The following is an 18,461-nucleotide window of genomic DNA, read 5'->3' on the forward strand; positions in this document are numbered from 1 at the left end:
TTTTTTGTTTCAGTAAAAGGAATGCTATTTGAAGAAAGTAAATCTTTGATTTTTATAATGTCTTATATTTTGATGGTCTATTAACTCTAGACTATCTTTAATATTTCCGATTTCTATTATAGGATGATTATTATTGGAAGGTATTTGACAAATATGTAAAAAGACACCGCAGAATTTTAGAGATTGATTTTCTGAAATGTTTGGATAATTATTTTCAAAAAATGAGAATATAGATATTACAACTTTTGATTTAATATAGTCTTTCCCTTTTTTGTAGTTAAATTGATTTGTAAGTTTAGTTAACTCGTCTTTCTTTTTAGTAAAATTACATTTGTTTATATCGTAATATTTAGCAAGTGCTTCATGTATTTCATCTAAAACAAAAAAGTTTTTTATAGTTTTTGATTGATTTGAGTTATACTTAAAAGAAATAGAGTGTAAATCTTTTTTGTTAGAAAATGAGTGATTTATTACGTCTAGTAATTTTATGAGGTCTTTTTTTTCATCTATAAAGTCTTTGTGTAAATCATCATCTAACTCACCATTATATAGTAGGTAGTTTTTTTGAGAAAGAGCAACTAGTGTTAAAAATTCATTTATATAAGATTCTAGATTGAATTCTTGTAAAAGTTTTTCTAAATGGTTTAAAGAAGTTTTAGGTAGTTGTATGATACTTTTAGATGTATTGATGCTTTCATCAAATAAGATAAACGTAATTTCTTTTAGAGGGAAAATTTCTCTAGAGATTAACTCAGATTCAAATTCTGTATAGACATAGTCCTCTATGTATTTTTTAAGTTTAAAAGTATTCATAGACCATCAAATTTACAAAATGTTGCAGGTATGTTGCAGGCAAAATAAAAAAGCACTTACAAATAATATGTAAGTGCTTGAATTTAAAAGTGGTCCCACATGGGCTCGAACCATGGACCCCCTGATTATGAGTCAGGTGCTCTAACCAGCTGAGCTATAGGACCTGTTTTATTTGGACTGCAAAAATAAAAACTTTTTTAAATAAATAACTATTTTTTTAAACTTTTCTACTCATTAAATTTTCACCGAAAACACGTAAACCCTGTTTTTGTTGCTCACTTATGTTTAGGTGATCAAGGCTTTCAAAAGCCTTATTTGTGTAGTACTCAATAAGTTTAAAAGTTTCTTCAGGAATATTATTGTTTCTAAAAATGGTTGAAACAGTATATATTTTTTCTGAATTGTTTTTTTCTTTTCCGTTGTAAAGATTTAATAAGTTTTCTTTATCGTTAGAGTTGGAAACTTCTAAAGCTTTTAAGTATAAGTAGGTTTTTTTGTTTTCTATAATGTCACCACCTACTTGTTTTCCAAAAGATTCTGGGTCACCGAAAGTATCTAAATAGTCATCTTGTAATTGAAAAGCGATACCTAAATTTAAACCGTAGTCATATAAATGTTGAGCCTGATCTTCGTCAGCTTTTGCTACAATAGCACCCATTTTTAGAGCGGCAGCAACTAAAACTGATGTTTTCAACGTAATCATTTTGATATATTCATCGATGGTTACATCATTTCTTGTTTCAAAATCAACATCCAGTTGTTGCCCATCACAAACTTCTAAAGCAGTTTTACTGAACAGTTGCGCTAATTTTTGAAAAACAACTGGCTCATAGTTTTCAAAATATTGATATGCTAAAATTAGCATAGCATCTCCAGAAAGAATAGCGGTATTAATATTCCATTTTTCATGAACAGTTTCGTTTCCTCTACGTAAAGGCGCATCATCCATAATATCATCATGCACTAAAGTAAAGTTGTGAAAAACTTCAACAGCTAATGCGGCTGGTAATGCTTGTTTATAATCACCAGAAAAAATATCTGAAGCAATAAGAGTAAGCATAGGACGAATTCTTTTTCCTCCTAATTGAAGTATATAATCAATTGGTTCATAAAGGTTTTTAGGTTCTCTAGAAAATTTCTGAGATTCTAAATAAGCTATAAAGTCTGATTGATATGATAGTATGTCCAAATCTGAAAATTTTTGTAAAAATACGGTAAACAAAAATTCTAAATGTATGTCTGTGTTAAAAAAAGATTAAAACTTAGGAAACTTTTTTTGTTTCTAAAGTTTCCTGTTGTATTTTTGCCGTCAATTATGAGAAATAAAATTATAAATAAAGCAGGAGAAATGTTTTTAACCTTAGGGTTTAAAAGCACAACGATGGATGATATAGCGAAAGAACTTGGTATGTCAAAAAAGACACTATATAAGTACTTTCCTAATAAAACAACTTTGGTAGATGCTAGTACCGAAGCGGTTCATAACACAATAGGAGAAACTATTTGTGCAATAAAAAGTAAAAATTACAACGCAGTAGAAGAAGAGTTTGCTGTAAAAGCAATTTTTAAAGAGATGCTTAAAAATTCAAAAGCATCACCTATGTATCAACTTAAAAAGTACTACCCAGAAACCTATGCTAAATTAATGGAACGCGAGGTATGCATGTTTAGAGATTGTATTGTAAGTAATTTAACAAAAGGAATAGAACAAGGATTGTATAGAGCAAATATTGACAAAGAGCTAATGGTGAATTTTTATTTCACCTTGGTTTTTGGTGTTTTTGAAAGCGAATTATATGGAGACGAAGTTCAAGAAATAATGAAAATTGAATATGAAATTTTAGAATATCATATCAGGGCAATAGCCACTGATGAAGGAGTGAAAGAATTAGAAAAACAACTAAAAATTACGAATCAAAACTAAAAACAATGAAAAAATACATAAGTAGTGTATTTATATTCTTTTTTATAGGGGGTATTATCGCCCAGGAACAAGAAAAAGAAATGAGCTTATCAATGCAAGAAGCAATTGATTACGCTATAAAGAACAGTTACGAGAATAAAGTTTCTTTAAATAATATTGAGGCAGCAAAAAAGAAAAAATGGGAAACTACAACTATTGGGTTGCCGCAAGTAAATGGTGTAGTCGATTATCAAAATTGGTTAAAACAACAAGTTCAATTAGTAGATTTTAACAACGATGGAGTAGATGAAGAATTGATTTTTACCAAAAAGCAAACTACAAAAGCTTCGGTAACATTGAGTCAGTTAATTTTTGATGGATCTTATTTAGTAGGATTACAATCTGCTAAAACCTATTTAAAAATTTCAGAACAAGCTAAAGAGAAAACAGAATTATCAACTCGTGAAGCTGTAGTAAATGCTTATGGAAATGTGTTGGTTACCGAAAAATCGATAGAAATTTTAGAAAGAAATAAAGCTGTACTTGAAAAGAACTTAGATGAAACTCAAAAAACCTATGACAATGGATTAACTGAGTTAGAAAATGTAGAGCAACTTCAAATAACACTTGGAAACGTTGAAAGTAACTTAAGAAATGCAGAAAGATTAAGAGAAATAGCATATCAAATGTTAAACGTTTCGTTAGGAAATTCTATTGATACTAAACTGACATTGACATCTACTTTAGATAATTTAGTTGTGGATAACACCGATTTGAGTTTGTTAGCTACTCAGTTTGACATTGATAATCATATCGATTTCAGAATTGCCCAAAACGATAGAGAAAGTAAACGTTTATTAATGAAGCTAGAGCAAAGTAAGTACTTACCAACTCTATCAGCATTTGTAAATTATGGGGTAACAGCTTTTTCTGATTCATTTACCTTTTTAGATAGTAATCAACGTTGGTTAGGTTCATCTTTGTTAGGAGTTAGTTTAAACGTTCCAATTTTCAGCTCTTTTGGAAGAAATGCTAAAGTAAAACAAGCAAAAATAGAGTTAGAGAATGCTGATATCCGATTAGAAGAAGCAAAGCAAAAATTAAATCTGCAAGTTGAAACAGCTAAGAGCGAATATCAATTAGGAATAGAAAACTATGAAACAGCTAAGAAAAATTTAGCCTTAGCAGAGCGAATAGAAAAAAAGCAGCAAGTAAAGTTTTTTGAAGGAATTTCTTCAAGTTTCGATTTATTACAAGCACAAAATCAGCTATACACACAACAAAACAATTACGTACAATCAATGTTGAACGTAATAGCTAAAAAAGCACAATTAGAAAACGCATTAAATATACCACTAAAATAAAATCTACTATAATGAGAAAAATATATTCATTATTCGCAATTACATTGCTTTTAGCTTCTTGTGGAGGTAAAAAAGAGCAATCAGTACAAGATGTAGTTGCATCTAACGACTTGGCTAAAATTAGAGAGAAAAAAGCATCAGTCGAAGATAAAATACAAACATTAACAGAAGATATTAAACTTTTAAATAGCAAAATATCTGAGTTAGACACAAATAAAAAAGTTCCTTTAATTACTGTACTTTCTGCTAAAGAAGAAGTTTTTAATCACTATTTAGAGTTACAAGGAAACGTACAAACAAAACAAAATGTACTAATCTACCCAGAAATGCCAGGTCAGTTAGTAAGAATTTATGTTAAAGAAGGTCAGCAAGTAAGAAAAGGGCAAGCTTTAGCGAAAATTGATGATGGAGGATTATCGAATCAATTAGCACAAGTTGAAACTCAAGCAGCTTTGGCAGAAACCACATACAAACGTCAAAAACGTTTATGGGAACAAAAAATAGGGTCAGAAATTCAGTATTTACAAGCTAAAACAAATTACGAAGCTCAAACCAATGCTGTAAATCAGTTAAGAAGACAGTTAGCAAAATCAGTAATAACAGCACCTTTTTCTGGAGTTATAGATGATGTAATTAAAGAACAAGGAACTGTTGTAGCTCCAGGTATGGGATCTGAAGTGTTTAGAATAGTAAACCTTAAAGATATGTATATAGAAACAGATGTTCCAGAAAGCTATATCACATCAATTAAAAAAGGGAAAGCAGTAGAGGTTGAGTTTCCAGTTTTAGGAGAAAAAATAACTTCTAAAATTCGTCAAGCAGGTAATTTTATCAATCCAGCAAACAGAACTTTTAAGGTTGAAGTTGGAGTTCCAAATACAGATGGTAAGATCAAGCCAAACCTAACTGCGAAACTAAAAATTAACGATTATTCTAATGAAAAGGCAATTTTAATTCCTCAAAGTATTATTTCTGAAAATGCCAATGGTGAGCAATACATTTATGTTGTAGAAAACATAAAAGATGAGGTAGGAACAGCTAAACAAGCCATTATTAGTACAGGAAAAACACAAGGAGATATTATAGAGGTGTTGAGTGGAGTTGAGAGCGGAGTAAAAATTATTGACGAAGGGGCGCGTAGCGTTAAAAACGGACAGGAAGTGAAGATTTTAACAGTTTCACAAGACGCGAAATAACCCATAAAAGTTGTACAACTCATGACTGAAAAACAAAAAAAACAAGTAGATAAAGAATTCGGTTTATCTTCTTGGGCAATAAATAACAAAACAACCATCTACGTGATGATGGTAATCATACTTATATCAGGTATATCTGCCTTTTTAAGTATGCCAAGAGAGAATTTTCCTGAAATTAAAGAAACAAAAATATATATCAGTTCTTTATATCCAGGAAACACTGCCGAAGATATAGAAAAGCTAATCACTGATCCTATTGAAGATAGGCTTAAAACAGTGAGTAATGTTGTTGAAATAACTTCAACATCACAAGAAGACTATTCGATGGTAGTGGTAGAGTTTGATGAAAAAATTACAGTAGATCAAGCTAAACAAAAAGTAAAAGATGAAATTGATCAAGAAACATCAGGAGAAGATTGGCCTACGTTTAATGGAGCTAAAGTAGAGCCTAATGTTTTTGAATTGAGTCTTTCTGAAGAAATGCCAATTTTAAATATCAACATTTCAGGAGATTATCCAGTTGATAAATTAAAAGAATTTGGTGAGTACTTAGAAGATGAAATAGAAGACTTACAAGAAATTAAAAAAGTAGATATCCGTGGTGCTGAAGAAAAAGAGGTTGAGGTAGCGGTAGATATTTACAAAATGATGGCGGCTCAGGTAAGTTTTCAAGATGTAATCAATTCAATTAACGGAGGTAACTTAACCATGTCGGCAGGAAATTTAATTGCCAGTGGTCAACGACGTACGGTTCGTATTTTAGGTGAAATTGAAAACCCACAAGAATTACAAGATTTTGTAGTAAAATCTGAAAAAGGGAACTCTATTTACTTAAAAGATATAGCTAAGGTTTCTTTTAAAGATAAAGATAAAACTACCTATGCACGTGAGTTTGGTGAAGCAGTGGTGATGTTAGATGTGAAAAAGCGTTCAGGAAAAAATATGGTAGAGGCTGCTGAAAAAATCCAGAAAATAGTAGAAGATACCAAAGCCAATATATTTCCAAGTAATTTAAAAGTAACCATCGCTAACGATCAATCTTCAAAAACTATTGGTCAAGTAGATGATTTGGTAAATAACATCATTTTTGGGGTAATCCTAGTAGTACTGGTTTTAATGTTCTTCTTAGGGTTTAAAAATGCTTTATTCGTAGGGTTTGCAATCCCAATGTCTATGTTTATGTCATTAATGATATTAAGTTGGGCGGGTTACACGATGAATACCATGATTCTTTTTGGGTTAATTATGGGACTTGGAATGTTAGTAGATAATGGTATTGTAGTTGTTGAAAACGTATATCGTTTAATGGATGAAGGAATGCCTAGAATTGAGGCAGCTAAGAAAGGTATCGGTGAAATCGCATTTCCAATTATTATATCAACTTTAACAACAGTAGCAGCTTTTGTTCCTTTAGGGTTATGGCCAGGAACTATGGGGCAGTTTATGAAGTATTTTCCAATAACATTGTCGGCTGTTTTAGGATCATCTTTATTGGTTGCTATTTTCTTTAATTCGGTTTTGGTGTCTCAGTTTATGAGTGTTGAAGATAAAAATATGCCGTTAAGACGTATTATTATTTTATCGGTTACCATGGCTGTTATAGGGCTGTTAATTGCTTTAATGGGTGGAGTATATAGAGCTCTTGGTACAGTAATGATATTTACCTCAATTATGTTGTGGATGTATCGATTGTTTCTTAGACCATGGGCAAATGCTTTTCAGAATAGAATACTGCCACGTTGGGAACGTTTTTATGAAAAAACACTTCGAGTTGCATTAAAAGGTTGGAGGCCTTATATTATTTCAGGGTTGACATTTTTATTATTGATTGGAGCAGGTTATGGTTTTAAAACATCTATTGAGAATAAAAGAACCAAGGTAGAATTCTTCCCAGATAATACACCTAATCAGATTATAGTATATATCGAATATCCACAAGGAACCGATATTGAAAAAACGAATCTGATTATGAAAGATTTGGAAGAACGAGTTTATAAAGTGTTAAATGCTCCTGAGTATGTAGACAACGGGTATAACTTTATGGTTGAAAGTGCGGTGTCTCAAGTGGGTGCAGGTTCTGGAAATCCACAAACAGATGGAGGTTCTACTGCAGAAATGCCTCATAAAGGAAAGATTACAGCATCCATGCGCGAGTATAAATACCGTAGAGGAGCAGATAGTAAAGAATTACAAAAGAAAGTAACAGAAGCTTTACGTGGTATTTATCCTGGATTAGAAATTTCTGTTGAAAAAGAAGCGGTAGGACCACCTGCGGGATATCCAATTAATATTGAGCTAGAAGGAAAAGATTACGGTGAATTAATTAATACTGCTGAAAAAATGCGTGATTTTATCAATGCTAAAAGTATTGCAGGTATTGATGAATTAAAGATTGATGTGAATAAGTCAAAACCATCAATGTTAGTAAATGTAGATCGTAAAAAAGCAGGAGAGTTAGGGGTGAGTTCATCTCAAGTAGGAAGCCAATTGCGTAATGCTATTTTTGGATCAAAAGCGGGGATTTACAAGGAAGATGGAGACGATTACGATATTTATGTACGCTTTAATGAACAAAATAGGTATAATAAAAGTGCGATCTTCAATCAAAAGATTACTTTTAGAGACATGGCTACAGGAACCATCAAAGAAATTCCTATATCAGCGGTAGCAGAACAAACAAATACTTCAGGTTTTAGTGCAATTAAGCATAAAGATGTAAGAAGGGTTGTAACAGTGTATTCAGCCTTAGCCCCTGGGTATACAGATGCTGCAGCAATTGTGTCTAAAATTCAGCATGAAATGAAGTCGTTTACTGAAAAACCAGCGACAGTAAAAGTTGATTATACAGGTCAAATAGAGGAGCAAAACAAACAAATGGCATTCTTGATGAAAGCATTTTTTGGAGGATTAGGATTGATCTTTTTAATATTAATCTTCCAGTTTAATTCTGTTTCAAAACCTGCAATTATCATGTTAGCAATCTTTTTAAGTTTGATTGGAGTTTTTGGCGGATTGATTATTACAGCAAAACCATTTGTAATTATGATGACCATGATGGGAATCATTTCACTTGCGGGTATTGTAGTAAATAACGGGGTAGTACTCTTGGATTATACTCAGCTATTAATTGACCGTAAGAAAGCAGAGCAAGAATTAGAAGAAGATGAGTATGTTGATATAAATACTTTAGAAGAAGCAATCATCAGGGGAGGTAAAGCACGTTTGCGTCCAGTATTATTAACTGCAATTACCACAATTTTAGGATTAATTCCTTTAGCTACAGGATTAAATATCAACTTCTTTACATTAGCAAGTGAGTTAAATCCACATATATATGTAGGAGGAGATAACGTAGTGTTCTGGGGGCCTTTAGCATGGACAGTTATTTACGGACTATTCATAGCTACTTTCTTAACACTAATAGTAGTGCCGATATTATTCTACTTAATCACTAAATTTAAAATGTGGTTACGTAGCGTTCTATAATTGATTTTTTGTTAACTGTAAAAAGGGTTAAAAGCAATATGTTTTTAACCCTTTTTTATATTTTCGTACTATGAATAAACAGGTTTTTACAGTTGAGCAGATTAAGCGAAAAATGGAGCATTATTGTGTATACCAAGACAGATGTCATAAAGAGATAGAAGCTAAACTAAAAGAATACCGTTTAATTCCAGAAGCTAGAGAGCATATTTTATTACATTTATTGGAGCATAACTTTTTAAATGAAGAGCGTTTTGCTAAAAGTTTTGCTAGAGGGAAATTCAGAATTAAAAAATGGGGAAAAGAGCGAATTGTTAGAGAACTAAAGTTTCGTGATATCTCTGCTTATAATATAAAATCAGCATTGAAAGAAATTGATGAAGAAGAATACATCAAAACCTTATATGAATTAGTAGAAAAGAAGAATGCATCTGTTACGGAAACCAATCACTTCAAACGAAAAAAGAAAATAGCCGATTACTTGTTGTATCGTGGTTTTGAAAGTAATTTAATATACGAAGCGTTAAAAACTATTGATTCTTAAATAAACTATCAAGATTAATTTCTTTATCAAATTTTTTCTTAGTGTATACAGTGTTTATTTTATCATTAACACTACCAAAAATCACCATAATTTTTTCTACTTGGCTGTTTACTTCACTGGCAGAAATAGAAGGGATTAAAGTCATATCAGCCAAACGTAAAGTTTCGTTTTCAAAAACATTAATACGAGCTTTAAAAGCAGGAGTTTTAAGAGCTTCTATGTTTAAGCTATCTTTTAGTTGCTTAGATATTTTTTTTAGCTCAACAGCGTTGTTTAAAGCCTCGGTAGGTGTCGTGTTTTTTAACTCATGTAAAAAACCTTCAACAGTAAAATACTCTTTCCAAGGTTTAATTTCTTTCAAGTAATCATCGTTTATTTTTGAGTAATCTGAATGCTTAACCGAAACATGCATTTCAGTTTTTGTAGGTAATTCCGTTTTTTGTTCTTTCTTTTTTTGACAAGAAGAAAGGAAAAGAATTAACGTAGCAGTAACATATAAAAAACGACTCATTTTATTTGAAAAATTAAAACGATAAAAATACATATTTTACTTGGTATTACCTGTAGAATTAAATTAGAAGTTTGAAATCAGTAGGTTAGCATTCTGTATTGTAGATAGTTAAAAAAGAACAAATACTTTTTGCGAAATCTTAAATTTAATAACTTTGCGAGCATATATTTTTGAACAATTAAAAATGAGTGATACTATATTAATTTTAGGAGCTTGCGGGCAAATAGGGACAGAATTAACCCAAAAATTACGTTCTATTTATGGAAAAGATAATGTAATAGCTTCAGATATTAGAGAAGGAAATGCAGAAATGATGAGTTCTGGTCCTTTTGAAATCATCGATGCTACCAACCAAGAGCAAATTTTAAGTGTTGTTCAAAAATATAAAGTAACCCAAGTGTATTTAATGGCGGCAATGTTATCTGCAACTGCAGAAAAATATCCATTGAAAGGTTGGGATTTAAATATGACTTCTTTGTTAGCCGTATTAGAGTTAGCAAAAGAAAAACATATAGAAAAAGTATATTGGCCTAGTTCTATGGCGGCGTTTGGACCTACTTCGCCAAAAATGAATACACCACAACAAACTATTATGGAGCCTTCTACAGTGTACGGAATTAGTAAGGTGGCAGGTGAACATTGGTGTAATTATTACCACGATAAATATGGGGTAGATGTACGAAGCATTCGTTATCCAGGAATTATAAGCTGGAAAACTTTGCCAGGTGGAGGAACGACTGATTATGCTGTTGATATTTACTTTGATGCATTGAAAAAAGGAACTTTTGAGTGCTTTTTATCAGAAAATACACGTTTACCAATGATGTATATGGACGATGCTATTAATGCTACTATTCAATTAATGCAAGCAGATGAAGAGAATATTAAAATAAGAACTTCATACAACTTAGCGGCAATTAGTTTTACACCAGCTGAAATAGCTACTGAAATTAAAAAATACATTCCAGAGTTTACCATTACATATAATCCAGACTTTAGACAAGCGATTGCAGACAGTTGGCCTCAAGTAATTGATGATTCAGCAGCAAGAAAAGATTGGGGATGGAGACATCAGTTTGATTTAGCTTCTATGACTAAAGACATCATTACAAATTTACAAGCAAAAGCTGAAGAGTCAGCAGAGGTGTAAGGTTACATTCTTTCTTTCGTCTATGGTATTCAAGTTTTATAGTTAAGTGTAACTTAGGTTACGAATTTTATAGTATAGAAGGAATATTTTTGCAATAGCAACATGTTAATGATGAAAAAAATTATAGAAGAAAGCTTAGAAAGAGCATTGTCATATACTGAGTATAGAAATTTAGTAAGCGATTTGTTAACGCAAGGCAAATCTACAGGGCCGAATCAGTCTGATGATTTGTTAAATTATAGTAAGTTAAATGACAAGCGTATGAAGCGTTTGGATAAAACAATTCAACTTACCAAGGAAACAATTGCTAAAATTAAAGACGTAAAAGAACCACAAACTTGGTTAGTATTAACTGAAGGGTGGTGTGGTGATGCAGCACAAAACATCCCTGTGATTCATAAAATAGCGGCTGAAAATCCAAACATCAATTTTAAATTAGTTTTACGTGATGAAAACTTGGAATTAATGGATGAGTTTTTAACGAATGGAGGAAGGTCAATTCCTAAATTAATAGCTTTAAATAAGGAAAACGAAGTAATTAACACTTGGGGACCAAGACCTACGATGGCTACGCAAATGGTTGCTGATTACAAAGCAAGAAAAGGGAGCTTAGATGCCGAGTTTAAAGAAGATTTACAAGTTTGGTACAATAAAAATAAAGGAGAAAATACTCAAGAAGATATTGTCTCAATGTTGAAATAATTGAGCTTAAAAATAATAACAATTCCCCTTTTTGATTTTATTCAAGAAGGGGAATTGTTTTTTCTATCTTTGCGCCCATAATGAATTAATATGTTTGTAGAATTCAATTCTTTATCAGAAGAAGCCAAAGTATGGATATATCCATCAAGTCGAAAATTTTATCCTCAAGAAATTGACGAATTAAAAGAAAAATTAAACAGTTTTGTAGAGGCTTGGAAACAAGATGATGCTGGTTTTAAAGCTTCTTTTGAATTGAAATACAATCGTTTTATTATTTTTTCTGCGGAAGAAGATGCTCAATTGACTAACGCAGATATTGATCAGCAAGTAGCTTTTATTTTACAATTACAGCAAGAATATGAAGTTGAATTATTAGATAAAATGAACGTGTGTTTTAAGCAAGGAGAATTCATCCAGTACAAAGATGTAAAAGAGTTTAAAACGCTGCTTAAAAAGAAGTCCGTATCCGCTAAAACAGTTGTTTTTGATAATTTAGTGCAAACCAAAGGTGAATTAGAAAATTATTGGGAAGTACCAATTACTGAAAGTTGGTATAGTCGGTTTTTATAATATATTTATTTTTTTTAATCCCTAGCTATGAAAAAAATTACTGTATTTCTTTTTTTATTATTTACATCGTTATCAACTTTTGCTCAAGATTTAGAAGCGACAGCAACTATAGTTGAATCAATTCTTTGTGCTGATGATTGTAATGGTGTTATTGAAGTTACTGCTACTGGAGGTTCAGGAGCATATGAGTATTCTATAGATGGAGGAAACACTTTTGTAACTTTAAATACTTTTACCAATTTATGTGCTGGCGTTTATGAGGCATTTACCAGAGATTCTGAAGGAGCAATAGTTTCACAAACATTAACTATAGATGAGCCACCAATTTTATCTGCTTATGTTAATATAACGGAAAATTCTGCTGTAGTTACTGCTACCGGAGGTTCAGGGACATACGGGTATAGTTTAAATAATGAAGGTTTTGTAAGTACAAATACTTTTACGGGTTTATCCCAAGGAGACTACTTAATAATCGTTAGAGATAGTAATGGGTGTTTGATCTCTTTAGTTTTTGCCATTACAACTTCAAATAATTCCGTTCCAGTTGCTAATGATAATTCTGTATCAACAACCAAAAATAATCCTGTTACTATTGATCTTGGAGCTAATGATGTGATAGGTGATGATGGGGCAGCAACAAACGCTTTTGTAATTCTTACACAGCCTAACAATGGTGCCTTATCTGATACTGGAGATGGGGTTTTTATATATACTCCAATTACAGATTTTGTAGGTGAAGATACATTTACATACTCGCTTACTGATGCAAATGGAGATAGTGATTCTGCTACGGTAACTGTTACTGTGGAAGATACTCCAAACCCAATGGCAGCATCTGTAATTATGGGCAATGTAACATGTTCTGCTGATTGTAATGGTTATATTGAAGTGACTGTCACAGGAGGTTCAGGTAATTATGCTTACAAGTTATTTAAAGAAGGGATTGAAGTTGTAACAAGCAATAATAGTAATGTTTTTGATGGGTTATGTGCTGGTGAATATTATGTTGAAGTTAATGATGGGATAAATGTACATCAAACCTCAAGCATTATTATTAATGAACCGAATCCAATTGTAATAACCGCTACTATTATACCAACAGGAAATGAGCCAAGTGGAGTAATCAAAGTTGAAGCAACAGGAGGAATACCTCCTTATTTTTATGAATTATTGAATAATACTGGAGTAGTATTAGCTACTGGTCAAAATGCTATTTTTTCTGATTTATCAGAGGGTAGTTACATAGTTAGAGTTTTTGATGCAGTTGGGTGTTTTACTGTTTTAAATGTTGATATTATTAAAGAAGATATAGATACTAGTATTGAAAGAAACGGAGATGATTTAATGGCTTCCTTAGAAGCGGATTCTTACCAATGGTTTAATGCTCAAACTCAAACTAAAATAGAAGGAGCAACAAGTAAATCTTTTAAAGTTACTGAAACAGGAAGTTATAGAGTTGAAATGACAATTTCTAGCACGTCTAAAAGTGCTAAAAGAGGAATACAAGTTTATTCTTCCCCAACATATCAAGTGGCAGAATTAGGATTAGCTGAAGAAAATTTTGAAGTGTTACAAGTATACCCTAATCCTGCGTCTAAAATGGTAGTTTTACCAAATAAGGTTAGAAATTTAAAGTATAAAATTTATAATGTTTTAGGTAAAGAGGTTAAATATGGAAGTGTATTAAATCAGAATTTAAACATTGAAGAATTATCATCGGGTATTTACTACTTAAAAATAAAAGATTTCAAAACGGTTAAATTGTTCAAACAATAAAAAAGAAAAAAGCGAGTTTTTACTCGCTTTTTTCTTTTATACTATTTACAAATTCATCAAGACTCTGAGCATTATCTACAGAAAAATCTCCAATCTTGGTTCTTCGTAATACAGATAAATGTGCTCCAGACTTTAACGCTTCTCCGTAATCATTAGCAATTGAGCGGATATAAGTTCCTTTGCTACACACAATTCTAAATTCAACATTTGGTAAATCAATCTTTGTGATTTTAAACTCGTTAATTTCTACTTCACGAGCTTTGATTTCAGTGGTTTCACCTTTGCGAGCTAATTCGTATAAGCGTTTTCCATCTTTTTTAATAGCAGAAAAAATAGGTGGTTTTTGCTGAATTTTCCCTGTAAATTGCTCAGTAGTTTTATGTAGCAATTCTTCCGTTATATGCTCTGTAGGAAACGTCTCGTTGATTTCTGTTTCTAAATCATAACTTGGTGTGGTAGCACCAATAACAAACGTTCCTGTATATTCTTTTATTTGACCTTGATATTCATTAATGTTTTTGGTTTGTTTACCAGTACAAATAATTAACAAACCAGTAGCTAAAGGGTCTAAAGTTCCAGCATGTCCTACTTTAATTTTTTTAATATTAAAGTGTTTACGAATATGCCAACGAAGCTTATTTACCACCTGAAAAGAAGTCCATTCTAGTGGTTTATCAATCAATAAAATTTGTCCGTTTTTGTAATCTTCCGCAGTCATTTAGAAAAATAAAGAATAGCCAATGGCAATTAAACCTACAATAGCACAGTATAAAGAAAAATACGATAATTTACTTCTCTTAACTAAAGCTATCATCCAAGTACATGCTAGTAAACCAGATATAAAAGCTGCAATAAATCCAGCAGATAAAGGAACAATTTCCGAGCTCTGAAAATTAATTTCTCCACTTAAAATATCTTTAGCAACTTTTCCTAAAATTAAAGGTACAACCATTAAAAAAGAAAAGCGAGCGGCTCTGGTACGATCTACTCCTAACAATACTGAAGTTGAAATAGTAGCACCTGAACGAGAAATACCAGGTAACATGGCAATAGCTTGGGAGATTCCTATGATTACAGCGTTTTTAAAAGAAACACTTTTATTGGTGTTTTTAGCTTTGTCAGCTAATAAAAGCAATACAGCAGTTATTAAAAGCATGAATCCTACTAATAAAATTTTTCCGCCAAAAAAGCTTTCTAATTCTTTTTCAAAGGCTAACCCAATTACTACAGCGGGAATCATAGATAAGATGATTTTTACCGAAAATTGCATTTCCTCATTCCATTTAAACTGGAAAAGGCCTCTAAAAATTTCAGCAATTTCTTTTCTAAATACTACAATAGTACTTAGCGCTGTTGCAGCGTGTAAAACTACTGTAAAAGTTAAACTTTCTTGAGGTACAGAAGTGTCTCCAAAAATGGCTTTGGCTAACTCTAAATGTCCACTAGATGATACGGGTAAAAATTCAGTAAGTCCTTGAATAATTCCAAGGATAATCGCTTCTAATAAATCCATGTTTATTTTTTAGGATTGGCAAAAATAGCATAAATTTCTATACCCAATCCGATAATTACCAAGGTAGGAGCTAAGCGAATTCTTTGCCAGTTATAAATATCAGGATTAAAAACGTTAGGATCGTCACTACCGCCACCTGCCATTAAAATAAATCCTAAGGCAATTACGGCAATACCGATTAACATAATCATGTAATTTCTCTTGCCGAATAAAAATTCTTGTTTTGGTGAATTATCTTTTTTCATAAATAGTTTACTAATAGTATAAGTCGTTTGTTTGTAGATTTAAAAAGCGCTGTGTAGCAAAGAAAGTGCTAATCCATGTAATGAAAAAGGCAATTAATATAATTCCTCCTGCTACATAGCCCAATGCTACGTAATCTGTAAACAATTCTAAAGTTGGAATGTATTTGTCTACATAATAAATTAAAACAGCTAATCCACTAATAGCTATAAAAGCACCTAGTAATCCTAACCTAATACTCTGCCAAATAAATGGTTTACGAATAAAGCTTTTTGTAGCACCTACCATTTGCATGGTTTTAATATTGAATCGTTTTGAGTAAATAGATAGTCGAATAGAACTGTTGATTAGAATGATGGCTACTAACCCAAAAAAACCACTTAATACCAATAACCAAAAACTAATACGTTGAATATTTTTAGTTAATAATTGCACTAATGGTTTATCGTAGTTTACTTCAGCAATGAACTTATTTTTCTCAAAAGTTTCTTCAAGTTCTGTCATTTTTTCTGGAGTTACATAATCTGCCTTTAGATAAATGTCGATTCCATTTTTTAAGGGATTGTCTCCTAAAAACTGCAAGAAATCTTCTCCTAAATCTTTTTTGTATTCTTTAGCTGCTTCTTCTTTAGGAATGTAAATTACCTTATTAACAAAAGCTTCCTTCTGAATAGATTCTTTCAGCTTTTTTACACTTTCATTAGTTACTTCGTCTTTCAAAAAAAGTGTCATCACTACTTTTTCTTTAAAGTGATTAGCTACTTTGGTAGACTTTAATAAAACCAATCCTAAAACACCTATCATAAAAAGTACCAGAGCAATACTAACTACTACTGATATATATGAAGATTGTAAACGGCGTTTTTGAAAAGAATCAAAAGAGGTTGTCATTGTTACATGTTGATTTTAAGACGTTGCAAGATAGTGAATCAAATTTCAAATATCAATCTTCAATTATCACTGCTTGTTGAAATTGTTTATTCTAGTCGTTTCCTGAAATCTCTTGGCACAATTCAATTAATACCCCGTTAGTAGATTTAGGATGTAAGAAAGCTACTAGTTTGTTATCAGCTCCTTTTTTAGGAGTTTCGTTTAAAATTGTAAAACCTTCACTCTTTAAACGTTTAATTTCTTCTTTTATGTTATCTACAGCAAAAGCAATATGATGAATTCCTTCACCTTTTTTTTCTATAAATTTTGAAATCGGACTGTCTGGGTTGGTAGCTTCCAATAATTCAATTTTATTAGGTCCAGATTTAAAAAATGAGGTTTTTACTCCTTCGCTAGCTACTTCTTCAATTTTATAGTGTGATTCTCCAAAAAGAGCGGCAAATAAAGCATTCGATTTTTCTAAGTCCTTAACGGCGATACCAATATGTTCAATTTTATTCATAGGGTAAAAGTATAAAAAACTCTTCTTAAAAGCTTCATAAAAAACAAGAGTATATGGCATGAAAAATAAACAGTTTAAATATTGGTGCTTTTAGGGTGTTTTTCCCTTTTGTAAATACTATATGAGTTGTTAAATGGTTGAAAACATAGTTTTTAATAAGGTTTTTTTAAAAGGCTATTTTTTTTATTAAAAATTAACCTCCTATATTTAAGAAATCAAAAAATCAATTAATCATGAAAAAAACTAACCTACTACAACTAATGTTTGTAGCTCTATTAATGAGTTTTATTGCTTCGTGCGACAATGCCAATCAAAAGTGTGATTGTGATGATTGGCAATCTCAAGTGCCAGAAGGAACATTTTGTTATGTAGATAAAGGAAGACCTTCAAACATGTTAAAGTATAATGAAATTGTAAACATGTTAGAGTCGTATGATAAAACAAGGAAAGAAGTGTTAGAGAAATCGTTAGGTTTTGAAGATACAAGGGTAAACAGTTATCCGATTCAACAATTAAAAGATTATTTAGGTTATATTGAGAATTTATGTGCTCAAAAAGAAATTCCATTAACGGGAATTAATATCATTTCAACTGCTTATCCTGAAAATTATTCTGGATCTAAAACGGCAGGTTATCAAACATTAATTTTCATGCCAACAACAACTATAGATGGTGAAGAGTTTGTGACATTTGACCCGTTAAAGTCTAAAAAAGGAGTGCCTGTAACTTTTAAATCTATTTTAGCAAAAAGAGGATATAATTGGTCTTATGATAATAGTAGAATTTCTAAAGAAGAACAAAAAGCAGGGATAATGAATTTTAATCCACCGCAAGATGATTTAGAAGATAGTTCAGGGTCAAACAGGTTAAAGCCTACACCACCATATTAAAAGGCTAAAAAATATGTATTATCTATCTTTTTTGTTTATTAGTTTATCTTCAATTTTGTACATATATAGATATATTAAAGATTCTACATTTAAAAAAATAAGATTTTTTATATTATATCTAATTTTTACAGTTTTAGTAGAAATTGTTGTAGGTTTTGCTTTAAATGAGGGTGTTGATAATACAAACTATATATATAATGTCTATAGTTTAATAGAGTTTAATTTACTCTTTATGTTTTATAATGAAGTGTCCAATGATAAAATTACAAAAAGAACTATAATAAGTTCAATTGCATTGTTTAATGTTACGTGTTTTATTTGGTATTGGTATCACAATTTTAATTTTTCTAATTTTAATTCATTTGTTATTGTCTTAGGTGCTTTTTTAATGGCTATAATATTGTTTTTAT

At 31.2% G+C, this 18,461-nt stretch carries 18 protein-coding genes and 1 tRNA gene; 10 read left to right on the forward strand and 9 right to left on the reverse strand.

Annotated features, from left to right (window positions below):
• Nucleotides 1–24: 24 nt before the first annotated feature.
• From N534_RS0109455 to N534_RS0109465, 3 genes are all read right to left on the reverse strand, one after another.
• Nucleotides 25–813 carry a hypothetical protein gene (locus tag N534_RS0109455; RefSeq protein ID WP_028892256.1) on the reverse strand — a complete coding sequence of 263 codons (789 nt, stop codon included), beginning with the start codon at nt 811–813 and terminating at the stop codon, nt 25–27.
• Nucleotides 814–903: 90 nt separating this feature from the next.
• Nucleotides 904–977 (reverse strand) — tRNA-Ile (locus tag N534_RS0109460).
• Between the two features lie 53 nt (nt 978–1,030).
• Entirely contained in the window at nt 1,031–2,002 is a 972-nt protein-coding gene (locus N534_RS0109465) for a polyprenyl synthetase family protein (protein ID WP_028892257.1), read from the reverse strand.
• A 126-nt stretch (nt 2,003–2,128) separates the two neighbouring features.
• Here N534_RS0109465 and N534_RS0109470 point away from each other — a divergent pair, with 126 nt between their 5' ends.
• From N534_RS0109470 to N534_RS0109490, 5 genes are all read left to right on the forward strand, one after another.
• Complete coding sequence (locus N534_RS0109470) at nt 2,129–2,737, forward strand: TetR/AcrR family transcriptional regulator (protein ID WP_028892258.1); 609 nt, start codon at nt 2,129–2,131, stop codon at nt 2,735–2,737.
• A 5-nt stretch (nt 2,738–2,742) separates the two neighbouring features.
• The gene (locus N534_RS0109475) at nt 2,743–4,080 is read left to right on the forward strand and encodes a TolC family protein (RefSeq protein WP_028892259.1); all 1,338 of its coding nucleotides are present in this window, start codon (nt 2,743–2,745) and stop codon (nt 4,078–4,080) included.
• Between the two features lie 11 nt (nt 4,081–4,091).
• Nucleotides 4,092–5,276, forward strand: coding sequence for an efflux RND transporter periplasmic adaptor subunit (locus N534_RS0109480; protein WP_028892260.1), 1,185 nt, complete (start codon nt 4,092–4,094; stop codon nt 5,274–5,276).
• A 21-nt stretch (nt 5,277–5,297) separates the two neighbouring features.
• Nucleotides 5,298–8,762 (forward strand): efflux RND transporter permease subunit, encoded by a 3,465-nt coding sequence (locus N534_RS0109485; protein WP_028892261.1) that lies wholly within the window; start codon nt 5,298–5,300, stop codon nt 8,760–8,762.
• Between the two features lie 70 nt (nt 8,763–8,832).
• Nucleotides 8,833–9,303 carry a regulatory protein RecX gene (locus N534_RS0109490; RefSeq protein WP_028892262.1) on the forward strand — a complete coding sequence of 157 codons (471 nt, stop codon included), beginning with the start codon at nt 8,833–8,835 and terminating at the stop codon, nt 9,301–9,303.
• Here N534_RS0109490 and N534_RS14680 read toward each other — a convergent pair.
• Nucleotides 9,290–9,814, reverse strand: a complete 525-nt coding sequence (locus tag N534_RS14680) for a hypothetical protein (protein WP_051435891.1) — start codon at nt 9,812–9,814, stop codon at nt 9,290–9,292. The two genes, N534_RS0109490 and N534_RS14680, sit on opposite strands and share 14 nt — an antisense overlap.
• 184 nt (nt 9,815–9,998) lie before the next feature.
• Here N534_RS14680 and N534_RS0109500 point away from each other — a divergent pair, with 184 nt between their 5' ends.
• The 4 genes from N534_RS0109500 to N534_RS0109515 all read left to right on the forward strand — a co-directional run bounded on the left by N534_RS0109500 (nt 9,999) and on the right by N534_RS0109515 (nt 14,012).
• Nucleotides 9,999–10,964 (forward strand): NAD-dependent epimerase/dehydratase family protein, encoded by a 966-nt coding sequence (locus N534_RS0109500; protein WP_028892263.1) that lies wholly within the window; start codon nt 9,999–10,001, stop codon nt 10,962–10,964.
• A 111-nt stretch (nt 10,965–11,075) separates the two neighbouring features.
• Complete coding sequence (locus N534_RS0109505) at nt 11,076–11,666, forward strand: thioredoxin family protein (protein WP_028892264.1); 591 nt, start codon at nt 11,076–11,078, stop codon at nt 11,664–11,666.
• A 90-nt stretch (nt 11,667–11,756) separates the two neighbouring features.
• Nucleotides 11,757–12,236, forward strand: coding sequence for a hypothetical protein (locus N534_RS0109510; protein ID WP_028892265.1), 480 nt, complete (start codon nt 11,757–11,759; stop codon nt 12,234–12,236).
• Nucleotides 12,237–12,263: 27 nt separating this feature from the next.
• Nucleotides 12,264–14,012: an Ig-like domain-containing protein gene (locus tag N534_RS0109515; protein ID WP_028892266.1), complete on the forward strand. Its 1,749-nt coding sequence runs from the start codon at nt 12,264–12,266 to the stop codon at nt 14,010–14,012.
• Between the two features lie 19 nt (nt 14,013–14,031).
• Here the strand turns inward: N534_RS0109515 and truB are convergent, their stop codons facing one another.
• The 5 genes from truB to mce form a co-directional block, all read right to left on the reverse strand.
• Nucleotides 14,032–14,730 (reverse strand): tRNA pseudouridine(55) synthase TruB, encoded by a 699-nt coding sequence (gene truB / locus N534_RS0109520; protein WP_028892267.1) that lies wholly within the window; start codon nt 14,728–14,730, stop codon nt 14,032–14,034.
• Nucleotides 14,731–15,525 carry an undecaprenyl-diphosphate phosphatase gene (locus N534_RS0109525; protein ID WP_028892268.1) on the reverse strand — a complete coding sequence of 265 codons (795 nt, stop codon included), beginning with the start codon at nt 15,523–15,525 and terminating at the stop codon, nt 14,731–14,733.
• Nucleotides 15,526–15,527: 2 nt separating this feature from the next.
• Complete coding sequence (locus N534_RS0109530; protein ID WP_028892269.1) at nt 15,528–15,770, reverse strand: DUF3098 domain-containing protein; 243 nt, start codon at nt 15,768–15,770, stop codon at nt 15,528–15,530.
• Nucleotides 15,771–15,780: 10 nt separating this feature from the next.
• Nucleotides 15,781–16,659, reverse strand: a complete 879-nt coding sequence (locus tag N534_RS0109535; protein WP_028892270.1) for an ABC transporter permease — start codon at nt 16,657–16,659, stop codon at nt 15,781–15,783.
• Nucleotides 16,660–16,750: 91 nt separating this feature from the next.
• Nucleotides 16,751–17,161 (reverse strand): methylmalonyl-CoA epimerase, encoded by a 411-nt coding sequence (gene mce, locus N534_RS0109540; RefSeq protein WP_028892271.1) that lies wholly within the window; start codon nt 17,159–17,161, stop codon nt 16,751–16,753.
• A 233-nt stretch (nt 17,162–17,394) separates the two neighbouring features.
• On the opposite strand from mce, the gene N534_RS0109545 reads away from it, so the two are divergent.
• Nucleotides 17,395–18,051 (forward strand): hypothetical protein, encoded by a 657-nt coding sequence (locus N534_RS0109545; RefSeq protein ID WP_038005880.1) that lies wholly within the window; start codon nt 17,395–17,397, stop codon nt 18,049–18,051.
• Nucleotides 18,052–18,461 lie beyond the last annotated feature (410 nt).

Source organism: Tenacibaculum sp. 47A_GOM-205m, from assembly GCF_000518405.1.
Lineage (GTDB): Bacteria > Bacteroidota > Bacteroidia > Flavobacteriales > Flavobacteriaceae > Polaribacter > Polaribacter lutimaris.